The 24,252-nt window shown below is 35.7% G+C and carries 13 protein-coding genes and 2 other RNA genes; 12 read left to right on the forward strand and 3 right to left on the reverse strand.

The window, feature by feature from the left end; all coding sequences use genetic code 11:
• Window positions 1-76: 76 nt before the first annotated feature.
• The 7 genes from smpB to AB1282_RS08200 all read left to right on the forward strand — a co-directional run bounded on the left by smpB (window position 77) and on the right by AB1282_RS08200 (window position 15,440).
• On the forward strand, window positions 77-544 hold the full coding sequence (gene smpB, locus AB1282_RS08170; RefSeq protein ID WP_056469927.1) for an SsrA-binding protein SmpB: 468 nt from the start codon (window positions 77-79) through the stop codon (window positions 542-544).
• A gap of 213 nt (window positions 545-757) precedes the next feature.
• Window positions 758-1,115: a transfer-messenger RNA gene (gene ssrA, locus AB1282_RS08175) on the forward strand.
• Window positions 1,116-1,688: 573 nt separating this feature from the next.
• Window positions 1,689-2,046, forward strand: a transfer-messenger RNA (tmRNA) gene (gene ssrA, locus AB1282_RS08180).
• A 405-nt stretch (window positions 2,047-2,451) separates the two neighbouring features.
• Window positions 2,452-3,882 (forward strand): spore germination protein, encoded by a 1,431-nt coding sequence (locus AB1282_RS08185; RefSeq protein WP_429898858.1) that lies wholly within the window; start codon window positions 2,452-2,454, stop codon window positions 3,880-3,882.
• A gap of 6 nt (window positions 3,883-3,888) precedes the next feature.
• Window positions 3,889-4,986: a GerAB/ArcD/ProY family transporter gene (locus AB1282_RS08190; RefSeq protein ID WP_429901085.1), complete on the forward strand. Its 1,098-nt coding sequence runs from the start codon at window positions 3,889-3,891 to the stop codon at window positions 4,984-4,986.
• Window positions 4,983-6,101 carry a Ger(x)C family spore germination C-terminal domain-containing protein gene (locus AB1282_RS08195; protein WP_429898859.1) on the forward strand — a complete coding sequence of 373 codons (1,119 nt, stop codon included), beginning with the start codon at window positions 4,983-4,985 and terminating at the stop codon, window positions 6,099-6,101. Before AB1282_RS08190 ends, AB1282_RS08195 begins: the two co-directional genes overlap by 4 nt.
• A gap of 759 nt (window positions 6,102-6,860) precedes the next feature.
• Window positions 6,861-15,440, forward strand: coding sequence for an InlB B-repeat-containing protein (locus tag AB1282_RS08200; protein ID WP_429898860.1), 8,580 nt, complete (start codon window positions 6,861-6,863; stop codon window positions 15,438-15,440).
• 298 nt (window positions 15,441-15,738) lie between these two features.
• On the opposite strand, the gene AB1282_RS08205 is transcribed toward AB1282_RS08200, so the two are convergent.
• On the reverse strand, window positions 15,739-16,959 hold the full coding sequence (locus tag AB1282_RS08205) for a helix-turn-helix domain-containing protein (protein ID WP_429898861.1): 1,221 nt from the start codon (window positions 16,957-16,959) through the stop codon (window positions 15,739-15,741).
• A 404-nt stretch (window positions 16,960-17,363) separates the two neighbouring features.
• Window positions 17,364-17,924, reverse strand: coding sequence for a TetR/AcrR family transcriptional regulator (locus AB1282_RS08210; RefSeq protein ID WP_429901087.1), 561 nt, complete (start codon window positions 17,922-17,924; stop codon window positions 17,364-17,366).
• Between the two features lie 290 nt (window positions 17,925-18,214).
• Here AB1282_RS08210 and AB1282_RS08215 point away from each other — a divergent pair, with 290 nt between their 5' ends.
• The 4 genes from AB1282_RS08215 to AB1282_RS08230 all read left to right on the forward strand — a co-directional run bounded on the left by AB1282_RS08215 (window position 18,215) and on the right by AB1282_RS08230 (window position 21,773).
• On the forward strand, window positions 18,215-19,657 hold the full coding sequence (locus AB1282_RS08215; protein WP_286131637.1) for a DHA2 family efflux MFS transporter permease subunit: 1,443 nt from the start codon (window positions 18,215-18,217) through the stop codon (window positions 19,655-19,657).
• Between the two features lie 28 nt (window positions 19,658-19,685).
• On the forward strand, window positions 19,686-20,444 hold the full coding sequence (locus tag AB1282_RS08220) for an SDR family oxidoreductase (protein ID WP_056468993.1): 759 nt from the start codon (window positions 19,686-19,688) through the stop codon (window positions 20,442-20,444).
• A gap of 291 nt (window positions 20,445-20,735) precedes the next feature.
• Window positions 20,736-21,116 (forward strand): hypothetical protein, encoded by a 381-nt coding sequence (locus AB1282_RS08225; RefSeq protein WP_056468988.1) that lies wholly within the window; start codon window positions 20,736-20,738, stop codon window positions 21,114-21,116.
• 15 nt (window positions 21,117-21,131) lie between these two features.
• Window positions 21,132-21,773, forward strand: a complete 642-nt coding sequence (locus tag AB1282_RS08230; protein ID WP_429898862.1) for a VanZ family protein — start codon at window positions 21,132-21,134, stop codon at window positions 21,771-21,773.
• A gap of 129 nt (window positions 21,774-21,902) precedes the next feature.
• Here the strand turns inward: AB1282_RS08230 and AB1282_RS08235 are convergent, their stop codons facing one another.
• On the reverse strand, window positions 21,903-23,330 hold the full coding sequence (locus tag AB1282_RS08235; protein WP_056468983.1) for an alanine/glycine:cation symporter family protein: 1,428 nt from the start codon (window positions 23,328-23,330) through the stop codon (window positions 21,903-21,905).
• 286 nt (window positions 23,331-23,616) lie between these two features.
• Between AB1282_RS08235 and AB1282_RS08240 the strand changes: the two genes are divergently transcribed.
• On the forward strand, window positions 23,617-24,207 hold the full coding sequence (locus AB1282_RS08240; protein ID WP_429898863.1) for a TetR/AcrR family transcriptional regulator: 591 nt from the start codon (window positions 23,617-23,619) through the stop codon (window positions 24,205-24,207).
• Window positions 24,208-24,252: the final 45 nt, after the last annotated feature.

The raw sequence follows: 24,252 nt of genomic DNA on the forward strand, positions 1-24,252 counted from the left end.
TGGATAAAATGTCCACTGCTTTATGTATACAGACATAATATATGGTAAAATAAGTAAAGATAGAGAGGTGTTATTTATGCCAAAAGGTGAAGGGAAAGTAATTGCTCAAAATAAAAAAGCGTATCATGATTACTTTATCGAAGAAACGTATGAAACAGGTATCGTTTTACAAGGTACTGAAATAAAATCATTACGAGCTGGAAAAGCTAATCTAAAGGATTCTTTTGCACGTGTTCAGGGCGGAGAAGTATGGCTTCATAATATGCATATTAGTCCATATGAACAAGGAAACCGTTACAATCACGAACCATTACGTACTAGAAAATTACTACTACATAATAGAGAAATCGTGAAATTAATCGGTTATACAAAGGAAACAGGTTATACGTTAGTACCTTTAAAAATTTACTTGAAAAATGGCTATGCTAAGCTATTGCTTGGATTAGGTAAAGGTAAGAAACAATACGATAAACGTGATGATTTAAAGAAAAAAGAAGCAAAACGTGAAGTAGAACGTGCATTCAGGGATCGTCAACGAATTTAATTGGATAATTGTTGAAGCATTGGAATTCTGTTTTTCTTTTAGAAACAATTGTTAATTGCAACTTGAGTTGGATATGCTATAATAAGTTTGTAAGTTAATCAGCAACACAAATTGCACGATGTGCAGTTTTTATAAATTATGAAGCCTTTGCTTTATGCTTCGTAAGTCACTCATAGCGAACATATCTGAATAAGTTATGTGAGCATTTTATATGGGGGCGTTACGGATTCGACAGGGGTAGTTCGAGCTTAAGTCGCGAGTCGAGGGGTCGGCCTCGTTAAAACGCAAAAGCCAATAACTGGCAAAAACAACAATTTCTCTTTAGCTGCTTAATTGCACTAAAGGCTCCTCCTATGTATCGCCCATGTGCATAGCTTAGAGGGGTTCACTCATTAGTGGGCTACGCCGGACCTCACCGTCTGAGGGGAAAGGAAGAGATTAATCAGACTAGCTATCAGGAAGCCTGTCATTGGGCCGAATGGTATGCGAAATTCTAATACAGTGACTACGCTCGTAGAAGCTTAAGTGCCGATATTCTTGGACGTGGGTTCGACTCCCACCGTCTCCACCAATACATACTGTTTGGTGGTTTTTTATTGTTTAAATATCAATAATGAAACCTCTTTAAACATTGATATATCAGTGTTTAAAGGGTTTTTTCTATTTAGGAGTAACTGCAGATAATTATAGTTTTATAAATATGCTATATTTTTAGTACGTTCATCTATATAAAATAATAACCTTTCTTGAATTTAAATTAGAACAATCAAATAGTGAGCTAAGGCGATCTATCAATCGTGAATATATAAGTTGATTCGGATAGAGGCAAGCTAGAGGAATGAATGGAATGTTTAGAAGTTAGACATAAAATGTTTCTACGTAGGAGGGGAGAGGATACTATCTTAAAGTTCTGATCGTCAAAAAATCAAAATGGATAATTGTTGAAGTATTGGTAACTAAACTAATGTATTAGAAACAATTGTTAATAGCAACTTCAAGTGGATATGTTATAATAAGTTTGTAAGTTAATCAGCAACATAAATTGCACGATGTGTAGTTTTTATAAATTATGAAGCCTTTGCTTTATGCTTCGTAAGTCACTCATAGCGAACATATCTGAATAAGTTGTGTGAGCATTTTATATGGGGACGTTACGGATTCGACAGGGGTAGTTCGAGCTTAAGTTGCGAGTCGAGGGGTCGGCCTCGTTAAAACGCAAAAGCCAATAACTGGCAAAAACAACAATTTCTCTTTAGCTGCTTAATTGCACTAAAGGCTCCTCCTATGTATCGCCCATGTGCATAGCTTAGAGGGGTTCACTCATTAGTGGGCTACGCCGGACCTCACCGTCTGAGGGGAAAGGAAGAGATTAATCAGACTAGCTATCAGGAAGCCTGTCATTGGGCCGAATGGTATGCGAAATTCTAATACAGTGACTACGCTCGTAGAAGCTTAAGTGCCGATATTCTTGGACGTGGGTTCGACTCCCACCGTCTCCACCAATACATACTGTTTGGTGGTTTTTTTATGCTTAAAAATATTAATGCGAAAACCTCTTAAAACTTTGATTTATCAATGTTTTAAGAGGTTTTTCTATTTAGGAGTAACTGCATTCAATAACTTTGCCAAGTTAATGAAAGAATCCCCCACTCACACTACGTGTTGAAGTGGGAGGATTCTGGTTAAAATTGATAAAAAGGAACGAAAAGCAACAGTGTTTTTGCTATTTCGTTCCTTTTTGTATCTTTATTGTTGTTTCATCAACTTCCCCAGTTAAGATTTGTTCATGATAAATAGAACATCAATACAAACATTTGGTATTTTAATCCAAAATTAACATTCATTACTTAGTAAGGAAAACAAAAGAAATGGAAAAATAAACATAACTTTTGAATTGGAGGTTCTTCATGAAAACGGAATCTTTTCTAGATTTAAACGAAAAAAAACTCAGAGAGATGTTATGCGATACCTCCGATTTTAAAACAAGTGATGTTCGAGTTGGTGAACAATGGTACCGTCTTTACTACTTTGATACGATGGTTGATACAACTATCGTGCAAGAACACATTATCCGCCCGTTGCTTCATAATCAACACACGAGTGTTCGTGAAGCGGTCACTATTCTAAAATATCAAGAAACTGAATGGTTATCAGAAGTATCAAAAGCACTAGTCGCAGGAAAAACAGTGGTTCAAAGAAATGGAGAAACCATTTGTTATCTATTAGACACTGAAAAAACAAATGATCGTTCGATTTCCATTCCGATGAATGAACGTGTGTTACGCGGTTCTTATAAGGCACTAAACGAAAATATCGATACAAATATAAACATGTTGCGCAAATTAGTTGAAACACCAGATTTTATCGTGAAGAGTTACTCACTTGGGCGTCGTTCAAGTACAAAAGTAGCCATTTTATACCTGCATTCTTTGGCAAACGAAGTCGTCTTAATGGAATTGGAGAAAAAAATCGAAAGTATCGATATCGATTATGTCGAGTCACCTGGTTTTATAGAGGAATTAATAACAGATGATAAATTTTCACTATTTCCGAAATTTCTCATTTCTGAACGGTCAGACCGTATCCGTTCTTATCTAATGGATGGGAAAATGGCTATTTTAACAGATGGGTCGCCTCAAAGTGTTATACTACCGGTTTCATTTTGGTCCTTTTTTCAAACACCAGATGATTATCAAGTTGGTTGGATCGTCGGTAGTATGTTTCGTTTCCTTCGGATTATTTGTTTCATCTTTGCCGTTTCATTACCAGGATTGTATGTAGCGCTCGTAACATTTGATCCACGAATTATTCCATTTGAAATTGCCTTAACACTTAAGAATTCAATGCAATTGGTTGCTTTACCTCCGATTTTAGAAGCGATAATCATGCTTGTTACGCTTGAAATCTTACGCGAATCAGCCATTCGACTACCAGGTCCAATTGGTCAAACAATTGGAGTAGTTGGTGGAATTGTTATTGGTACAGTCGTTGTTCAAACGAATCTGATTTCAAATATGATGGTAGTTGTTACTGCTCTCACGGGTGTATCTTCCTTTATTATTCCTTCATACGAAATGAGTAATGTCGCACGAATCATGACTTACCCTTTCTTAGTGATGGCGTCTATTTTTGGATTAATCGGGTTAGAGATTAGCTTCTTTTTGTTATTAACACATTTAGCTCGGATTCACACGATTGGTATTCCTTATTTTTATGCGTGGTTTACCAAAGATGCGATAAAAGATACCTTATTTAGAGCACCAATCAAACGTCTAAAAAAACGGCCAATAGAAAGTGTCGCAAAAGATCTGACGAGACTAAATGATCCAAAGGGGTAGTTGACGATGATCCATCTAAAAAAGATTTCAATTAACCAACTGATATGTCTTGTGATTACAACACAAATTGGTGCACACGTTTTGTCGATCCCATACGCAGAATCTCGCCATACAGGACATGATGCGTGGATGTCTGTTTTGGTTGGAGGTGTGTTCTCACAAGTAGTGATATTTGTTATTTATGGACTTGGTAAGCGTTATCCTACATTAACATTTCAGCAGTATCTCTATCAGATTGTTGGAAGACCAATTGGTGTCATGTTAAATTTTTTGTTTGCCTTATTTTGCGCGCAGAATTGTATCATTGTTGTAATTTCTTATGCAGATATCCTTCATCGGTGGGTTTTGTATGAAACACCTTGGATTGTAATTGTCGGTTTTTTGTTTCTGATGTCAGCCTATACTGCATCATCTTCTTTAAGAAGTATTTCGACTGTCTCACAATCCGTCCTTACATTGGTTGTTATTTGTGCGGTGATTATCATCATAAGTGGCATGGGTAAAGGGAATTGGCTTCATTTCTTACCGATTGGCACACATGGAATCGTGTCAGTCTTAAAGGACTCGATTCCAACATTTTGGGCGTATACTGGATTCGAATTACTTCTATACGTTTTTCCATTTGTCCAGTGCAAAAAAAAGATTGAGATTTTATTTGCGATGTCAATAGCAAACGGAATTACGACATTATTTTATGTGTTGATAAGCGTCATCGTCATCTATAATTTTAGCGAAAGCCAATTGGATACTATCACAGAACCGATGGTGTTCATCCTTCGTAAATTTAGATGGCCTGTCGTGCAGAGTTTAGATATCGTCTTTATCACAACTTGGATATCTGTCATAACAGCAACCGTCTATATGTATTTGTTTTTATCCGCACGGTATGTCGCAAGTATACGAAAAAAAGAAATCAATCGTCATTCTTTATTGGTTTGGGTGATTGGCGTTTTTGGCTTTGTCATTGCTTGTTTTTGCGCTGATCGACAACGAATGTTTCGTTATTCAGATGTTCACAATGTACTTTCTTTCATCATGATTGTCGTGATACCAACATTTCTTTTACTTGGTTCGATTCTACGTGAAAAGGTGGCAAAAGTATGAGAAAAGTTGCCATTTTACTTTTATTGTTGCCACTTTTAACAGGCTGTTGGGATCGCTTACCTTTAAGAAATTTACAATTTGTCGATATAGCAGGACTCAATTGGAATGAAAAGAATCGTGAAGTCGAATTAGATTATGTCATCACCAACATAAAAAGTACTGGTCCGGGTTCAGGTGAACCACTTTCTGAGACGGTTGTTTTAAAAGGACCTAATGTTATTGAAGCCGTTAGTCAAGGGCAGTATATCGATCAAGCGCCTTTTTTAGGGATCAACACAGGGATTTATTTGATGAGTGAATCTTTTGTGAAACACGAACCAATTTTACAACTTAATTTTTTATTACATGCACCGTATACGTCTATTAACTCACCGGTTGTAATATTCAAAGGGGACTTAGGAACTTTTTTAAAGACAACTCCAAAACAGAATGGAAAATTCGCTGGTAATTTTGTTAGGTTTAACTCGGCGTTAGATAAAAATAATATCATTAATAGTGTGACGATGATGCAATTATTAGAATCAAAAGAATACGAATTATCAAATCTTGCGATTCCAATTGTGAAACAAAATGAGAAAGGTACAGAATTAGAAGGTGGGCTATTAATTAGCCACGGGAAGAATACAGATGTAGAACTTAATAAAGAACAATTGCGTATGATGATGTTAATTACCGGGAAAGAAAAAGGAAGACAACGATATAGTGGTAAATTAGAGAAAGTTAGCGAAGAAAAGAACGATTATCGAAGTTACAGCTTTTCATTAAAAAAAGGAACTTCAACGATTCGTGTGATACCGCAATCAAAAAGACCACCAAAAGTGAATCTCAATGTTAACATCGACATCGTTGTCATCAAATTAGGAAAATCATATCACCAACTTAATGCAAAATATGTGAATAAAACCGAAAAAGAACTAGGTAAACAATTAGACAAAAAAGCGTTAGAGACAATTCAAATCATGCAAAAAGCGAATTGTGATTTGCTTGGGATCGGTGAAAGGATTAAGGCATTTCATCCTAAAATTTGGAGGAATTTAAATTGGGAAGTGGACTATCCTAAAGTGAAGATCAAGCCACATTTCAAGGTACATATCTTAAATGTGGATCGAATGTAAATTTCGCCTATCTTCTGGTAATTTGGGTTACAAACAAAGCACACATGAATAGTAAAACCTCATAAAAATGCACCTCCAAATGTTAGACACCGTCTAATATAAGGAGGTGCATTTTTATGACTTAACTTACAATTGAGAAGAAATTAATTGCCGTAAAACGCTACTTAGAAGGGGATGAAGAGGAAGGAACATTCGAAATCTATCGGAGTAGAGCATTCTGTATTTCGAACATGGATACAACAGTAACACGTATATACCTGGGTTTTAAAAGGTTTTTATTTTTTTAAACTCCTTCCGTTTTTATTGAATTAGATTAAATCACCTAGCATGAAATTCATTTTCCATTTATGTAGATTGAAAAAAATGTCGAAAAACTAATAATAAAAAGTAAATTTTATTAATGAAAATAATGGAATATAGAAATACATAATCAAGATTTTAATAAAAAAGTGAGAATTCCCCCAAATTTGACTATTTTGATATTAATTTACCAAAAAGTCAATTTAACTGAATTTTTAGGTCCTTTAGGGTGAAAAAACGGGGTAATAAGACTAGTTTCGAAGGGAAAATGATAAAATATGATAATTTTCATTTAAATACTAATGTATTTGTTCGTCGTTTAACTACAATTTTCTGCAAATTCCCCCAATGTAGCTTCATTACTTTTTAACGTATTATTAAGTCACAGATATAATTATTTAATATTTTTAAATATTATATTAAATAATTATCAGGACGACTAATAGTGGGGGGAGTAACATGAAAAAGAGACAAAAGAAACGAACAATATCGGCTGTTGCGTTAAGTAGTGCGATGTTACTAAATGTCGTATTACCACAAAGCGCCATTCTAGCACACGCGGAGTCGAATGTTGATCAGAAAAATTCATCTGATGGGAAATTTACAGCAGATGAAGTGAACCGCATTTTGGCCGGATTAACACCAGAACAAAAAGCAAGCATCAATAAGCTGACTGGTGCGGATAACACACAAAAAATCCACGTGGATCAGAAAGATTTAAAAAGCGGAAAAAATATTGATGTAATCGTTCAATTTAAGGTGGATCCAGCAAAGATCCAAATCATAAAGCAATCACTTGAAAAAGGAAGCGCAAGTGCGCAGACATTCTCTGATGATTACGCAGAAGCAAAACAAAAAGTTGCGGATGCACATGCGAAATTTAAAGCGTTTGTAAAGACGCAACCGGCTAAGCAAATTACTGGTGGAAAAGAAGTTCAAACGGGTGTCCGCATCACAAGAGAATACACAGATGCATTTAACGGGGTTGCACTAACGGTACCACCGAGTATGGTTGAAGCGATTGCCAGCCAGGCGGATGTTGCATCTGTCTGGTCAGTAGTTCAATACGAAGTAGAAGAAGGAACCCCTTCATCTGGCGAAACACAGACAGCGACTGAAGCGACAGCAACCGGAAAACCAACTGCAGGACTTTCATTATTGGGTGTTGATAAACTACACGCAGAAGGGAACACAGGGAAATTCTTGTCAGGTCCAAAACAAGGTCAACGAGTAAAAGTAGGGGTACTTGATACAGGGATTGATTACAACCATCCTGATTTATATGAAGTAACACACGATGCGGACGGACATTTATATGAAGGGCACGACTTTATTAACTCAAAAGTAGATGCAGATGGAAATGTGGTTCAAGTAGATGATCATGACCCGATGGAAACGATCTATCCGGATTGGGAAGCAGCAAGAGAAAATCCGAATCCAGAAGAAGCGTCACCGTCTCCTAATTACAAAGATTATATTACGGAGCATGGTACTCACGTATCAGGTACGATTGCAGCGAGTACAACAGATAATAATAACGTTTATTCAGCGGACGGTGTTGCACCAGATGTTGAACTTCACGGGTACCGCGTACTTGGACCGGGTGGACATGGTTCTTCTTACGCTGTACTAAGCGGCATAGACCAAGCAGTAAAAGATAAAATGGATGTAGTGAATCTATCACTCGGTGCAAATGTTAATGACCCATTTTACCCGACTAGTATCGCGATTAACAACGCAACATTACAAGGTGTCGTTTGTTCAGTCTCTGCAGGAAATGCAGGACCAGGCGTCGCGACACTTGGGTCACCAGGGACTTCACCACTTGCCATTACGGTTGGTGCAAGTACTGTTCCAGAACAAATTCCTGTGCAAACCGTAAAATTCGGTAATACGCCTTATCAAGCGCGTTTATTCGGGAAACATTTTGCAGACGCTGATGATGCGTTCAAAGGATTGTCGATTCCAATCGTCGATGTTGGTCTAGGAAGCAAAGATGATTATGCAGGAAGAGACATGAGCGGAAAAATTGCTCTTGTGAAACGCGGAGTCGATACATTAACTCAAAAAATGGCCAATGCGAAAGATTCTGGGGCAAAAGGGATGATTATTTGGGATAACCAAGCGGATGAAGAAACCCAAGGGTATAATCCAAACTTTTTAGGGATTAGCGCTGACAATGTATATGCAATTTCTATTACACAAGCACAAGGTGAATCACTTGCGAACGCAATAAAAGCCGATCCCGGGAACGCTAAGATTACGTTCCCAATGACGCTTGATGCCCCACTCAACAAACCGGCTGATCAATTGGCGTCGTTCAGTTCAACAGGGCCAGTAAAAGATTGGAGCATCAAACCAGACGTCATCGCACCAGGTGTTGACATTTTCTCAACTCAACCATACGATGTGTGGGAACCAAATGCTGATAAAGATTATAAATATGCCTACCAATCAATGTCAGGTACATCAATGGCTGCGCCTCACGTAACAGGGATTTCAGCACTTGTATTAGCTGCACATCCAGATTACACACCAGCCGATGTGAAAACGGCATTAATGAATACAGCAAAAGACGTGAGTACCGATTCAAAAACATACAGTGTGTACCAAGTTGGTGCAGGGCGTGTTGATCCAGTTCGAGCGGTACACTCAGATATCAAAGTACAAGTATTAGATAAAGCAACAAGTACTACAAATATAGATGGGCAAGATCAGTATACTCCAATCGATAACACGACAGGTAGCTTCTCGTTTGGTTTTAATGGACGCGGAGAAGGAGCGAAAACGGGCTCTGATGATGTTGTCAAATCAAAAGACTTCACGATTACAAACCAAGGTTCAACAAGTAAAACGTTCAAACTCAGTTCAAAGTTTATCACAACAAAATTTGCGAGTTCAAATCCAGTTGGACAAGGTACTGGAAATAATGTGAAAATCGACTTTTCAACTGGTGAGTCAAATGTAACGTCTGTCAGTGTGGACGGAAAAAGCTCAGTGAAAGCGAAAGCGACAATTACCGTACCAGCAAACGCATTAGACGGTACGTATGAAGGATATGTAAATGTTGTGAATGCAAATGATGCGAACGAATCATACCGCATGCCATTTACCATCACGATTGCTGAAAAAGGAATTGATTTTAAAGTAGACATCAAAGCGATGACACTATCTGAGCGTTATACTGGAAACTATAACCCAAATGCGGGACAACCTGGTTCAGGATACACCTTTTCTGTAAACGGCTCAATGGATAGTGCCTATGTTCTATTGAAAGATAAAGATGGAAACTATATCGGAGTCGTACAAAATGTGAGCAATATCAGTGGGGCTGGCCCTGGAGTCGTTTATGGTCCTGTAACAATGCTTGTTAATGGACTCTATTTACCATTTACAAAACCATATAATGGCTCACTTGATCAAGCTGGAATCGGAAAAACGCCTGCGGTGCTAAAAGAAGGTGCCTATTCGGTTGAGATGATCGCAACTGACAAAGATGGGAAAAAGTTCACAAAAGAAGACACGCTTTATGTCGACTACAAAGCACCTACCTTAACGATGGATAGTGATTCGCAGCCGGGTATTTATGAAATCGACCCTACAGGTTACAATCCAGGACAAGAGGTTAAGAAGTTTTATGGAACCGTTTATGACTCGAATATTGATGTCATGAAAAATAATGGCGAAACGACGTTAAAAGATTATGATACGCTTAAGCCTTCACCTGTCGATCAAGGGCAGAACACAGTGTTTGGTTATCAAGATGGTCCATTTGTCACACACATTTTTAAAACGGATGGAAACGGTCGTTTCAGTTTTGGCTTAGAGCCTAACGACATTAAAGCAAGTGGAATGAAGTATGTGATCTATCCTTCCGACTATTCTGGAGCAGGCGACTGGTATTCAACGAAGAAAAAGTATTACTTCATCAAAAAAGGTTCGCCATATGTAACAGTCACAACTTCTGGAGGCGTAGACCCAGCACTAGAAAGCAAAGGGAATGTGGTCGTTGAACCCCAAAAACCATTTAAAGTATCATTAGCGACGAAAAATGGAATTGGAATGACTGGCGGTACCTTTACAATTGAGGCAGATCCTATACTTGAATTTTCAAACATTAAGCTTTCTGACGAATATAGTAACTATTTAGGAAGTAAAGGCATTACACCTACACTAACAGTTGGTCAGCCTTATTTAGATAAACAAACAGGCAGACGTTCAGTCGACGTGACTATTTCTGGCGTTTCTGAAGCAGGCGCACTGACGAAAGACACGCAAGACATGAAGATTTTAGAAGCAAATTTGACTTACACAGATAAAAGTGCATTTGTTGGCCCAATTGACGAAAGTTTCGCTGTCGAAAATTCGAGCTTCACATTGGCTGGAAAAGAGACAGTCGTTCCGGCTTTCTTAACGAATATGCCACTTGTCAAACAACCGAAGTCACAAGTGACGGGTGGTCTGTTTGCGGAAAGCTTCAAAGCAAACAATTTAAGCGGAAGTTTTACGAATATTACGAAGGATTCAGGTGCGACCGTTACGGCAAAAGATGCCGATGGTAATACGTATGTAACGGATAACACAAGCGACGCAAACTCCGTTCAAATCGGAAATCAAACGTCAGGTACGTATTCCATTACAATGAAAGCAAGCGACAAGCCGTATTCAATTGAAACGTATATGCCAGGTCATTTTAAAGGATATCAAACAACGCCAGTCATTGGATCCAACAAATTCGGATTTCAATCAGGCTCATACTTTGATTTTGCATCGATGAACACACCACTTTTACTTGGTGGAGATGTAAATGGCGATAATGTGATTGATATGAAGGATTTAGTTTCAGAAATCCAAGCATATGCTGATTTCGATTTTCTAAAAGGTGTATCAGCATCTTCTAAAGAAAAAGCGGAATTCTTTACAAATTCTACTACGCATCGAAATAATGACATTAGCTGGGCTTTCTCAGGACTGAATTCATTTGGCAGTTACTCTTTCAGTAATATAGATTACAATGATTTTTACTATATCTTTAAAAACTTTGGTCAGAAAAATCAAAGTGCGATTGATGCAGGTAAGGTAGTCCCAGAACCACAACTTACTTTGACAGAAAATCTATCGATTTCATCAAATAGAGGAACGTATACTGCTTCTTCTGATGATTCGAAAGTTAAAACCTATAACTTATCTGCTGGTAATGGTCTAAAAGAAGTTATGGCAATGCTAAATTTTGCAGGTCCAACGCAAAAAACATCCGTAACTCAATTACCAACTTTCCAAGATTTGAAAAATGGTTCAACTGTTTCGTTGATCCCAACGAGCAATGTCATGTTAGATGATGTTGTATGGCGAAAAGCGATTACTAAGGTTGAATTAGGATTAGGCAGTAATTTCACTGACGTAACGAATGCAGTTGTACCAAATACAACCGTTCCAGCCGTATCGATTACATCCGGCTACGTCAAGAATGACCCGATACAAGGGATCGTAAATGTACCAGCTACACTATCATTACATGGTTCATTATTTAATACGACTGGTACGTACACGGTACGTATCACGGCTACTGGCTATCAACCAGTTACGAATAGCTTTACAATTGCATCAGTACCAATCCCAACTCCTACCATTCCAATGGTCACTGATCCAGCAAAAGCGCATATCGGAAACGATGTCACATTTAACTATACATTTGCTGATGACTCTAATTGGCGAAAGGGTATCAATAAAATCGTTGTCAAAACAGCAGGTTTTACAACAGGCTTAGATATTACGAATCTAAAAGATGGAAATGGTAATCTGTATTACGATATTTCACAACCAGGAAAAATTACATTTAAAGCCGATTTATTTAAAACGGATGCAGCGATTAATCCGAATGACGCAAAATCGTATAATTCAGCGATTAATCCAGGTGGAGCGAACTATTTACCTCAATTGTATAAATTCGAGATCAACTCAACCGGTTTAGATGGAACCATTTACCCGATGGTAACGATTGGCGGAGATGGCACGAATGCTGCTCAACCAATTGGATATGGCATTACGTTTGACTCAAAAGGTGGAAGCGCGATAAATCCAATTTCATTCGGATTTAAACCAAGCAATTCTCGATATAATGGAGGACAGTATATTTTCAATAGTATCTCCCCAAATCGAAGTACGCCACTTTCTGTCAAATCTGGCTATAATTTTGTTGGTTGGTATAATGTCGATCCAGTGACGGGTGCATTAACGACTCCTTGGGTTGAATATAATAACTATGCTTCAGATATAAAGGTTGCTGCAAAATGGCAAGTGAATTACACGCAAAACTATTCACCTGTTGATTTATCGAAACCAGATGGTGATAATTTAGGTGGTACCGTACTTGGTGAAGGTCCAGTTACGATTAAAATCCCAGACTATACAACGAATACACCATGGTTAAAGACAAAGAATGATATCGCAAAAATTGACGCAACGTATAGAAAAATGAAAGCAGATGGTACGTTTGAAACAACTGACAGTACGTATACGTTAGATCCAACTACGTATGATTTAGTTGATAATGGTGACGGTAGTGGTTCATTAAAGTTCACAACGGCGACAGAAACATATGCAACAGCTCACCCTAGTGAAAAGTTTGCATTTAGTCAAGCACCAAGTTCAACTGGTTATCAATTGACACTAACGTCAACAGCTGGGGAAACCGTTCAAATTCCAAATGTAAAGCTAGGTTATCGCCGACACATTGATTTAAATGGAGGTACATTAAATTCACCAGGTGATGTCTTCTTCAGTGACAAACTAGTCAATGGAAAAGCATTTGGTGTTGACATGGTGACAGCAGCAACAAAAGTAAAAAATGGCACCCTTTCCATGATGCCAACCCTTTATTATGATGCGGCAGGAACAAGCGGACAAGATGTACCAATTTCAACAGGAACTGGTAAGGTATTGAAAAACAATGAAACGTATTACATCGCTTGGATGAAAACACCGCCTCAAGTAACAAAAGATGTTGTTGGAAATGTTGTTGGAAGTGATATTACAATCGCCTTTACAGACGACGGAACTTGGCGAAATAATATCAAGAAAGTAAGCATTGGTTCAAAAGTACTAAATTCGGGTACTGATTATAAATTAACGTATGATTCAGTAACACATAAAGGATCAATTACACTTGATAAATCATTATTTACAGCTGGACAAAAAGTAAATGTGACCATTTCGTCAGAAGGGTACTTGGATGCGACTGTTACAGACCAAGTCATTGGTTACACAGTTTCATTTGAAACAAACGGAGGCGATGCAATCGAACCGCAAATCGTTGACTCACGCGTTACAATGCCAACTGAACCCACAAAAGTTGGTTACAAATTTATGGGATGGTACAGTGACGAAGCGTTAACAACGCCGTTTGATTTCACAAGCATTGTCACAAAACCAATTAAACTGTATGCAAAATATGCCTTAGCAACATCAATCGTATCAGCAGATACAACTGATAACGCGTTAGGTAATGAGATTACACTCGAATTTAGCGACAAAGATTGGGCAAATGCGATTACGGGTATCAAAGTGGCTGGTACAGCGATTGACGCAACAAAATACAAAATTGATGCAACACATGGCACACTCACGATTGATCAGAGCGTATTCAAAAAAATAGGTGATTTTATCATCAACATTAGCGCAAACGAATATGCAGATGTTACAGTTACGCAAAAAATCGTAAACGGAAATAACATTCACTATGTTCTAAAAGGTGAAAAAGCTCCATTTGAAGTAAAAGACCAAATCGTCGTACGTCGTATTACAGAACCAACCGTACACGGATACGATTTAAAATGGTTCGCAGATGAAGATTGCACAATCCCTTGGGATTTCACAAATTCTATTTACTCTGCAAAAACAATTTACGGAACATGGAAACCAGCAAAATACACTGTAATTTATGACACACAAGATGCTGGACTAGTAGTATCAGTGAAAGCAGAGTATAATTCATTACTTGATGAATCAAAACCAACAAGAATAGGCTATACTTTCCTTGGTTGGACTAAAGATGCTGAAGGTAAAATACCGTGGAACTTTGCAACAGACAAAGTAGCAGACAACATGATCCTTTATGCGAGATGGGATATTAATTCTTACACTGTTCACTTCAATAGTAATGGCGGCAGTCAAGTTGCCGACAAAACTGCAACATATAACTCAGGTATCACTGCTCCGACAACAAACAGAACAGGCTACACGTTCGTTGGATGGTACAAAGATGCGGAAGGAAAAGTAGCTTGGAACTTTGCAACAGATAAAGTAACAAGTAATACAACGTTATATGCGAAGTGGAAAATTAATTCTTATAAAGTGAGTTATGTAAGCAATGGTGGTTCAACAGTTCCTGCGCAAACTGCAGATTACAATAGCGTCGTTAATTTACCAAAACCAACAAGAACGGGTTATACGTTCGCAGGATGGTACAAGGATGCTACATTAAATACATCAGCAGGAAATTCTTTAAAATTAACAGGCAACATCACACTTTATTCGAAATGGAATATTAACACTTACACTGTTAAATTTAACAGTAACGGTGGAAGTTCCGTTGCTTCAAAAACAGCAAATTACAATTCAACAATTAGCCAACCAGCGTCACCAACAAGAAAAGGTTATGTATTCCTTGGATGGTACAAAGATGCTGCAGGTAAAGTAGCTTGGAACTTTGCGAAGGATCGTGTTACAGCTAATAATACAATTTACGCGAAATGGGTAGCAATTCCAGCTAAACCATCAAATGTGAAATTAACGAAATCAGGAAAAGACGCTGTGAAACTAACGTGGTCAAAAGTATCAGGTGCAACAGGATATGAAATTGTTAAATCAACTTCAAAAACAGGCACATTCTCACATCTAAGCAGTGTAACAACAACAAATTACACAAACAAAGGATTAAGTAAAGGTAAAACATACTACTACAAAATCCGTTCTTACAAAATGGTTGGATCGCAAAAAATCTATGGTGAGTGGACAAGCGTAATGTCGATCAAGCTATAAAAATGAAATAACTAGCAGTACAAATTTACTCTCAAGTAAAAAAGTCATAAAGGGTGTTTAATGATATTAAGAAGATGGATTAAACACCTTTTTTGGAAAAGTAAAACGATTTTATCTTTTTTCAATTAAAAACTTTCCCTTAAAAATAATAAAAGACAAGAATACAATTTCCGTATTCTTGTCTTATTTTTTTTAGAAGTTGACTTCTAAAAGCACTTGAATAAAAACAAAAGCTGGTTTCTAGGAAGAGAACCAGCGATATAACTATAAATAGTTATACTATTAAAATATATAAGTCCTAAGCATTTACGATTAATTGTGCAATCTCCATTGCTTGTTCATTTAAATTCATCTTTTTATAATAATTGAATAATTCCTTTTTAGAGCGTTCTACTAAAAAAGTAAAACCATTTTTTTCAAACATAGGTAAAGCTTTACTGTTTAAATAATGATGATACTCTTTTTCTTTTGACTTTAATAAATAAAGTAAAAGTTTATATAAATGGATATATAAAATGTAATTATTTTTTTTCGCTATGAAAAGTCCTGCTTCAGCGTCATGCACAAGTTCTTCTACGTTAGAAAAACCACCATCAAAGGAACTACGAAGATAGCCTTCCAACGATAGTAAATACGTTGAACACTCTGGATCTTTTAGCATCATGGACTGTTTATAATATTTACTTGCTTCCCTATAATTTTTACCTCTATAAAACACATAGGCTAAATTATGTAAAGCTTTTGCTTTTCGATCAGGAGCATTACACAACTCACAGCTTCTAATCAAATTTTTGAAACGATTAATAATTTCTTCCTCTAAAGTGTCACTTTGAACCTGGATAATCATTAACATCTCTGCATCAATTACCCTAAGATAGTTATTAATTTGCTTAAAAAATTGATGAGATTTTTCAGCATGATAATAGGCTAACACAGGAGAATTTAAAGTATGGTAAGCCGATGCTAGATGGTAAAAATATTCAGGATTTTTATAAACTGTATTATCAATCGACTTTAAAATTTCGATCACTTTACTGTATTCTTGCTTTGCTAAAGAATAAATTCCTAAAATATGCTTTAATAAATTTCTTTCATATGGAGCTAATTTGTCTTCTTTTTTTTGTAGTTTTTTAATGATTTTAAAAGCCTCATTGCATTTATTATGCGCAAGAAAATATTTCGCTCTTAGTAATTGATACATATCATTATACTCTGAGATTTGGATTAATTCTTCCATTTCAAATTCATAATAGATTTGATTCATCTCTTCGAATAACTGCATAATAATTACATCATGCCAATGTAGTAATCGTTGTTTTATATTCATAAAATTAGCTACTTCTAAGTCCATATCAATTCCAAGCCTATTTGATAATAAATTTATAATTTCTGGTGCGTACTTCGTTTGAGCACATTCTATTTTACTGATATGGGTAACGGAGCAAATGTTTTTTCCCAACTGTTCTTGCGTTAGTTTGTATTTTTCTCTATAAAATTTGATAATTTTTCCTTCATACATAACTAAGTCCTCCTCCCATCCAAGATATAAAAAATAGTACCCAATACTAAAATTCTACATTTAACAACAAAATTAGTATATTTAGAAAACTCGTATAGTATGTGAAGTAATACTTAAAGATATATTAAGTAAAAATGAAATTTGGATAGGATTACCACAAGATAGGAAGTAATTAATTGAAGTTATTCCTTCAATCTTCTAATACTTTACTAATATTTCCACGGACGAACATTTCGTATTTTTATTGTTATTTCAGAATGTAATAGTTATCTCCACTCCTGAAAAACAGCTTATTAGTGGGACAAGAGGTTAAGAGCATAGCCAAGGAAAGATTAGGCTCGATTTTAGAGGACTATCTTTATTTCCTACTTTTTCATTCCAATTTCTTTACCTTGGCACAGAATTTATACTTTGTTTCCAATTCTAAAAAGTAAAGATAATTGCTTAGCCAGATATTGAGGGGTATACGGCATGTCATTTCTTAACCACGAGACAATTGTACCAATCAGAGCTGATGATCCATACCAGATAATAATATCCTTTTGAATATCGGTCTTAATATGTAAAGAATCAATTTCTCTTCTTTTCGTTATTGTTTCAGTAATGATTTTTAATAATTGCTCTGTGAAGATGGGTGTTTTAGTAGAAGCAAGAACTACTTTATAAAACTTTGCATTTTCTGCTATATGTTCAAGCAAGTTTAAAAGCTTCACCGAGTCAGTTTCTTCTATTGAATTATAGTTTGGTGAATCCCTCATAATTTGTCCAAGCTTATCACCCATTTCCAAAGCCATTTTCTCCATCATATCTTGTATATCACGATAATGTAGATAAAATGTAACTCGATTAACTGTTGCACGCTCCGATATTCGATTAACTGTTATTTTGTTTAAATCCATCTCCTGAAGTAGATCGATAAAAGCGTCTTTAATTAATTGACGTGTACGAATGATTCTAGGATCCATTTTTGTTTTATCTTTCAAATCAAATCACCTTTTCCATGAAATTTACAATTTCTTTAAATGTGTTTAATATGTTTAGTTTTAACTACAAAACTAAAAAGAGTGATAACTACAATACATTTCTTCAAATATTGTCGGTTGTAAGAATGAACTAACTAATTATAATTTAATTTATATCATGTTTATTATTAAACACTTTGTAAATTATGTCCATGATAAAGAGAGAAAGGAATGATGGGGGATTGAGTAAAACAACGGGAATAGACACAAATTCGATAAAAAAAGGACCTATTATGTTCATTTTGATTTTAGGTGCCTTTCTTGCAACATTAAACCAAACGCTTATGAGTGTTGCCATTCCTGAGTTAATGGTTGATTTTCATATCAAGGCAGGAACAGCACAGTGGTTAACAACAGGCTACATGCTAGTAAATGGTGTATTAATTCCGATTACAGCCTATTTAATGCTACGTTTCACCACACGTGAACTATTTCAAGCTTCAATGATTATCTTTTTAGCAGGAACAATTGTATCGGCAATTGCGACCGATTTTCCTGTCCTGTTAACAGGACGCTTGATTCAGGCTGCAGGTGCAGGAATTATTATGCCACTACTTACTAACGTTATTTTGACGCTATTTCCGCCAGAAAAACGTGGAGGAGCAATGGGGATGGTTGGGCTGGCGATAATATTTGCCCCAGCAATCGGTCCTACACTTGCAGGTTATATAATGGAGAATTACAAATGGGAAACGATGTTTTACGGAATGATTCCATTTGCTATTCTTGTAATCGTACTTGGTTTCATTTATCTGCGAAATGTTTCAGATCGTATCAAAACTAAATTTGATCTTCTTAGCGTTACACTGTCTACAATTGGTTTCGGTGCAATGCTTTACGGTTTCAGCCGAGCTGGAAGTTTAGGTTGGTCGAATTCAGAAGTTATTAGTACGATTGTTGTCGGTGTATTGGCACTTGTCCTTTTTGCATGGAGACAAATGGTTTCGCAAAATCCTTTACTTGATTTACGTGCATTCAAGTTTAGTATGTTCTCATTAACGACAGTTATTAATATCGCAGTAACGATGGTAATGTATGCAGATATGATGCTACTTCCTCTTTACTTACAAAATATTCGTGGCTATACACCGGTTGAGTCAGGTCTTCTATTACTTCCTGGTGCATTGGTAATGGGCTTTCTAATGCCAGTTACTGGAAAGCTGTTCGACCGAGTTGGTGCGAAATGGCTAGCTATTTTCGGGATGATTATTACAATTGCGACAACACTTGGCTTTACAAACTTAACGGACTCGACAAGTTACACATATCTAGTACTAATGTCCACTGGACGACGAATCGGTATGGCATTAATGATGATGCCAATTCAGACAGCTGGTTTGAATCAACTTCCAAAGCAATTAAATGCACACGGTACAGCAATTACAAATACAGTTCGTCAAGTTGCCGGAGCGGTTGGTACATCACTTCTAGTTACAATTATGACAGATCGTACTAAAACGCATATACAGGATTTAATTCCTACAGCGGCTTCTAAGGGATTAACACAAGCTCAAATTATAAAAGAAGCTTCAATTAACGGAATAAACGATGCTTATCTGGTGATTGTTGGAATAGGTGTCCTTGGATTATTACTTTCTTTCTTTATCAAGAAAGTTAAACAAGCAGCTTCTGAAGAGGCAACAGTAAAATTAAAAAAGGTAACAGTTAAAGCATAATACATCATAATTAATTGGAGGGAAAATCATGAGACTTCAAAATAAAGTAGCTGTAGTAACTGGTGCTGGTTCTGGTATGGGGAAAGCAATTGCTACCCTTTATGCTAAAGAAGGTGCAAAAGTGGTTGTATCTGATATTAATGCAGATGCTGCAAATGTTACCGTAGAAGAAATAAAATCAAACGGTGGGGACGCTATAGCTATTATGGCAAATGTAGCACAAGAAAATGATATTCAAAACCTAATTGATACTGCCGTAGATACTTTTGGTACATTAGATATTCTAGTTAATAATGCAGGAATTATGGATAACTTTGAACCTGCTGGTGATATTGAAGATGATAAGTGGGAAAGAGTTTTCGCTGTAAACACTACAAGTGTAATGCGCTCAACAAGAAAAGTCTTACCGATCTTTTTAGAAAAAGAGCAAGGAGTTATTATTAATGTAGCTTCTGCAGGTGGACTTCAAGGGGCGAGAGCTGGAGCGGCCTATACAGCGTCTAAGCATGCAGTTGTTGGATTCACGAAGAATACTGGCTTCATGTACGCAACGAATGGAATCCGATGCAACGCAATTGCTCCCGGTGGAGTTGAAACAAATATCGGTTCCTCCATGACAAATATTAACGAATTTGGTATGGGACGTATTCAAGCAGGATTAGGAGTAAATCCACGAGTAGGTAAACCAGAAGAAATAGCAGAAATAGCTTTATTCCTTGCTTCAGATGAATCAAGCTTTGTTAATGGTACAGTTATTACTGGTGATGCTGGTTGGACTGCTTATTAGGATAGGGAACTTTATAATGAAGAGGGAGGACCGTCTGATATTTTGGACGGTTTTTTTTATTTTTGTGAAATATTTTATGAAAGTGTTAGTTGGAAATATGAAGAATACTACTTTATTGTGACAGAACTATGAAAAATATGGAAAGTACACAAAGTTTTCAGATTATTTTGGGTGATGGTCAAGTTTAAAATGATACATTAAAAATATATTAATATTTTATTAGTTTTGGATTTTTTAATTGAAACTAATGCTAGATTAATAAACAAAAAAATTTAAAAAAGGAGCGTCAGTATGAAGAAGAAAATTATTTTTGTAATTTGTTTGTCCCTTCCCATTTTCGCAAAATCTGTAGAATCAGCATCTGCGACTCAGAAGTTTGATGGGAAACTAACTGGGTATTTAGAATCCAAAAATGCATTTAATATTTCTAAAGGGTGGTTACATGTAAAACACGAACAATATAGTGCAGGGGGAAAATCAATTAAAATAACACCATTAAAGAAAAGTATAGTAGGGTTATACCTCCCTGTAAATAGTGCTTCACAAACATTTCGTGGAAATACTTCAGTAACATATCAAGAAGGGGTAGGCAATGGTCAGTATAGACTTTCATTTGAAGTTATTAAAGGCGAGGATAAATCGTATGTAGGTGTTAAAGGCCAATTTTGGTAAGGGAACTTGGCTTTTATGAAAATAAAACTAAATAATCTATTTACATTACTAATATCTACATTATTTGTACTTTTTGTTATGAGAGCATTTCTTGGAGACTTTCTTTCAAGGCTTATTCCATATGCAAATGCTTTTTTTGGATATAGTTTATTTTTATGTTTAGTATTAATTGTTAATATAATAATAAATATGGGTTTGTACTATAAAAAAAATAGGAAATTCTATATTAGTAAATTTGGTTTCGGAGCATTTACACTTACTTATATAGTATTTTTGGTTTCTGTTCTTTTTTCAAGAAACTCACTGGGAAATCATTATAGAAACAATTATATACCGTTTAAAACGATTTTAGGATATTTAGACAGTAAAGCTGACTTTATTTATATCTTTTCAAATATTGTGGGGAATATTGTAATTTTTATTCCTCTAGGATGTATAGTTTATTATTACTTTTATAGAACGATGAAAGTTTCTATTTGTATTTTAGTTTCTATATTATTAGTCATACTTATAGAATTTTTACAAAAAAAATATGTTGTAGGAAGTTTCGATATTGATGATATACTATTAAACTCACTTGGGATTTATTTAGGTATAAAAATATTAGTAGGAAAAGGTAACAAAAAATCTAAAAACCTTCTTGAAAAATCAGATTAGGACAGTATATTAAATTAAGTGCAGATGAACTAACTTCACCAATAATTCGTTGGTGGCTTTTTTTTAGGGAAGAGTTATAAAAAAATAACCCCTCATCTTAAAAGATGAAGGGTAGATACTCAGAATATATTATCCAACGTTTTTCTTAACGTCTTTCTCATCAACCCATGCCTCTAACTGATCACGACCTGGTAAGTTATCGATTTTATCAGCAGAGAAAACTGGATCCAAACCTTGTTTCTTTTGAGAAACATAATCTTTTAATAAAGCTTTTACAACTTTAGCTAAACGCGTAATTGCGTAAAGATTAACTAGTACCATTAATCCCATGAAAATATCAGCTAAAGACCAAATTAATTCAGCGCTATATAATGCTCCGAATAACACCATTCCAATTACAGCAAAACGGTATACGTAAATCGATTTTTTCGAATGCTTCATGAAGCTAATATTCGATTCACCGTAGTAATAGTTACCCATTATTGTACTTAATGCAAATAAGAATACTGAAATTGCAACGAATGTTGCAGCAAAATCACCAAGACTTACACGTAATGATTCCTGTGTTAAAGGAATACCTGATAGTTCAGATGTTTTATACACGCCTGAAACTAATACGATCATTGCTGTAGACGAACAGATGATAAATGTATCTACAATTACACCTAAAGCTTGAATAAAACCTTGTTTTATAGGGTGAGTAACGTCAGCTGTTGCAGCTGCGTTTGGAGCAGAACCCATTCCAGCTTCGTTTGAGAATAATCCACGACGAATACCGTGAAGTACTGCAGCACCCATAACGCCGCCAAACATTTGTTTAAACGTAAAAATTCCTTCAGAGAAAATTGCACCAAATACATCTGGTAAAATATCGAAATTTGAAATCATTACCCATAAAGCTAAAATAATGTAAACACCAGCTTTAATAGGTACTAAAACAGTTGAGAATTTAGCAACTGAATGTACGCCACCAAAAATAATAAGTGCTGTAATAATAGCCAGTACAATCGCAGTTGTTTTTGTATTTACGCCAAATTCATTATTAATAGAGGCAGCAATCGTATTTGCTTGTACTGCATTAAAAATAAGACCAAAAGATAAAGTAATTAAAATACTAAAAATAACACCAAGCTTTCGATTACCTAAAGCTTTTTCCATATAATAAGCAGGTCCACCACGCCATGAAGAGCCATCTTTCACTTTATAAAGCTGAGCTAATGTACTTTCTACAAATGCTGAAGCTGAACCAATTAATGCCATTAACCACATCCAAAATACTGCACCTGGTCCACCTAATGCAACTGCTGTTGCAACACCAGCAATATTCCCCGTACCAATACGAGCAGCCATTCCGATCATAAATGCTTGTAATGAAGAAACAGTCTTTTTGTCTTTGTCTCTGTTTCGACCATCAACTAATAATCGAATCATTTCAGGGAAGAATTTAAACTGAATAAATCCTAAATAAACTGTTAAAAATAGGCCGATTGCAACTAATAAAATAACAAGTAATTTAGCCCATAGATAGTCGTTGAGTACTGAAACCAAATCTGTCATGAATCCCTCTCCTTTGTAAGAATATTAGCAAAATTATCCAATAATTTTGACTACAAAGTGTAATAATAAATTATTCTGTCGTTGAAGGCAACGATTTTTTTAATGATTATCCAAAAAAAAGGTAACATTAAAAAAAGATTAAAAAAGTAAGTGTTCACTTACTTTTTGTTGACGAAATTCATTTTGGTTAATATACTATAAAAGTGAATAAACACTTACTTATTTGCAGCACGCTAAATACTAAGAGTTAATGCCTTTTTAACAACGTTTTTTATGGAGGTAAAAAGTGAATAAGGGAGAAAGAACAAAACATCACATCCTAGAAAAGTCTATCCAACTATTTGCGAAAAATGGTTATGATGGTACGACAATTAATCAAATTGCAAAGGAAAGTAAAATTTCCGAAGCTACGATTTATAAGTATTTTAAAAGCAAGCTGGATGTATTGATTACTTGTGTCAAACCAGATATTCAAGACGTTTGGATGGAAGAGGATTTTAGTAAATATTCGATTGAAGAATTACTTAGGATCTATGTAGAGAAAAGGATTAAATGGGTCGAACAGAATCGAAATCAAATTGAAATTTTGATTAGTGAAACGTTAAGACACCCTGAGCTATCAGAAATTTTCTTTCAACAAATCTATCGTAAAACACCAATTGAAGAAGAAATAGAAGCTAGAATGCACGCGAAAGAAACAAATTTTCATTTAGAAATTCCGATTTTAAGTTTAAGTATGATTACGACGATTATATCGATTCTTAATCTACAAAAAAGTGTTTTGGATAAAGACCCAAAGCATATTACAGACGACGCCATAAATAAAATGGTGCAATTAGTTTTATTTGGGCTAATAGGAAACAAAGGTCTTGAATAAACTTGAAAATAATCGAGAGAATGGTTTAGTATTTCCTTTTATTTT

The sequence above is a fragment of the Gottfriedia sp. S16(2024) genome (genome assembly GCF_050473765.1).
Classification (GTDB): domain Bacteria; phylum Bacillota; class Bacilli; order Bacillales; family Bacillaceae_G; genus Gottfriedia.

Excerpts from the sequence above, each read along its gene's own strand:
- AB1282_RS08205 (WP_429898861.1), bottom strand. The coding sequence starts at position 16,959 with ATGTATGAAGGAAAAATTATCAAATTTTATAGAGAAAAATACAAACTA.
- AB1282_RS08185 (WP_429898858.1), top strand. The coding sequence starts at position 2,452 with ATGAAAACGGAATCTTTTCTAGATTTAAACGAAAAAAAACTCAGAGAG.
- AB1282_RS08210 (WP_429901087.1), bottom strand. The coding sequence starts at position 17,924 with ATGGATCCTAGAATCATTCGTACACGTCAATTAATTAAAGACGCTTTT.
- AB1282_RS08195 (WP_429898859.1), top strand. The coding sequence starts at position 4,983 with ATGAGAAAAGTTGCCATTTTACTTTTATTGTTGCCACTTTTAACAGGC.
- AB1282_RS08220 (WP_056468993.1), top strand. The coding sequence starts at position 19,686 with ATGAGACTTCAAAATAAAGTAGCTGTAGTAACTGGTGCTGGTTCTGGT.
- smpB (WP_056469927.1), top strand. The coding sequence starts at position 77 with ATGCCAAAAGGTGAAGGGAAAGTAATTGCTCAAAATAAAAAAGCGTAT.
- AB1282_RS08230 (WP_429898862.1), top strand. The coding sequence starts at position 21,132 with ATGAAAATAAAACTAAATAATCTATTTACATTACTAATATCTACATTA.
- AB1282_RS08225 (WP_056468988.1), top strand. The coding sequence starts at position 20,736 with ATGAAGAAGAAAATTATTTTTGTAATTTGTTTGTCCCTTCCCATTTTC.
- AB1282_RS08235 (WP_056468983.1), bottom strand. The coding sequence starts at position 23,330 with ATGACAGATTTGGTTTCAGTACTCAACGACTATCTATGGGCTAAATTA.
- AB1282_RS08215 (WP_286131637.1), top strand. The coding sequence starts at position 18,215 with ATGTTCATTTTGATTTTAGGTGCCTTTCTTGCAACATTAAACCAAACG.
- AB1282_RS08200 (WP_429898860.1), top strand. The coding sequence starts at position 6,861 with ATGAAAAAGAGACAAAAGAAACGAACAATATCGGCTGTTGCGTTAAGT.
- AB1282_RS08190 (WP_429901085.1), top strand. The coding sequence starts at position 3,889 with ATGATCCATCTAAAAAAGATTTCAATTAACCAACTGATATGTCTTGTG.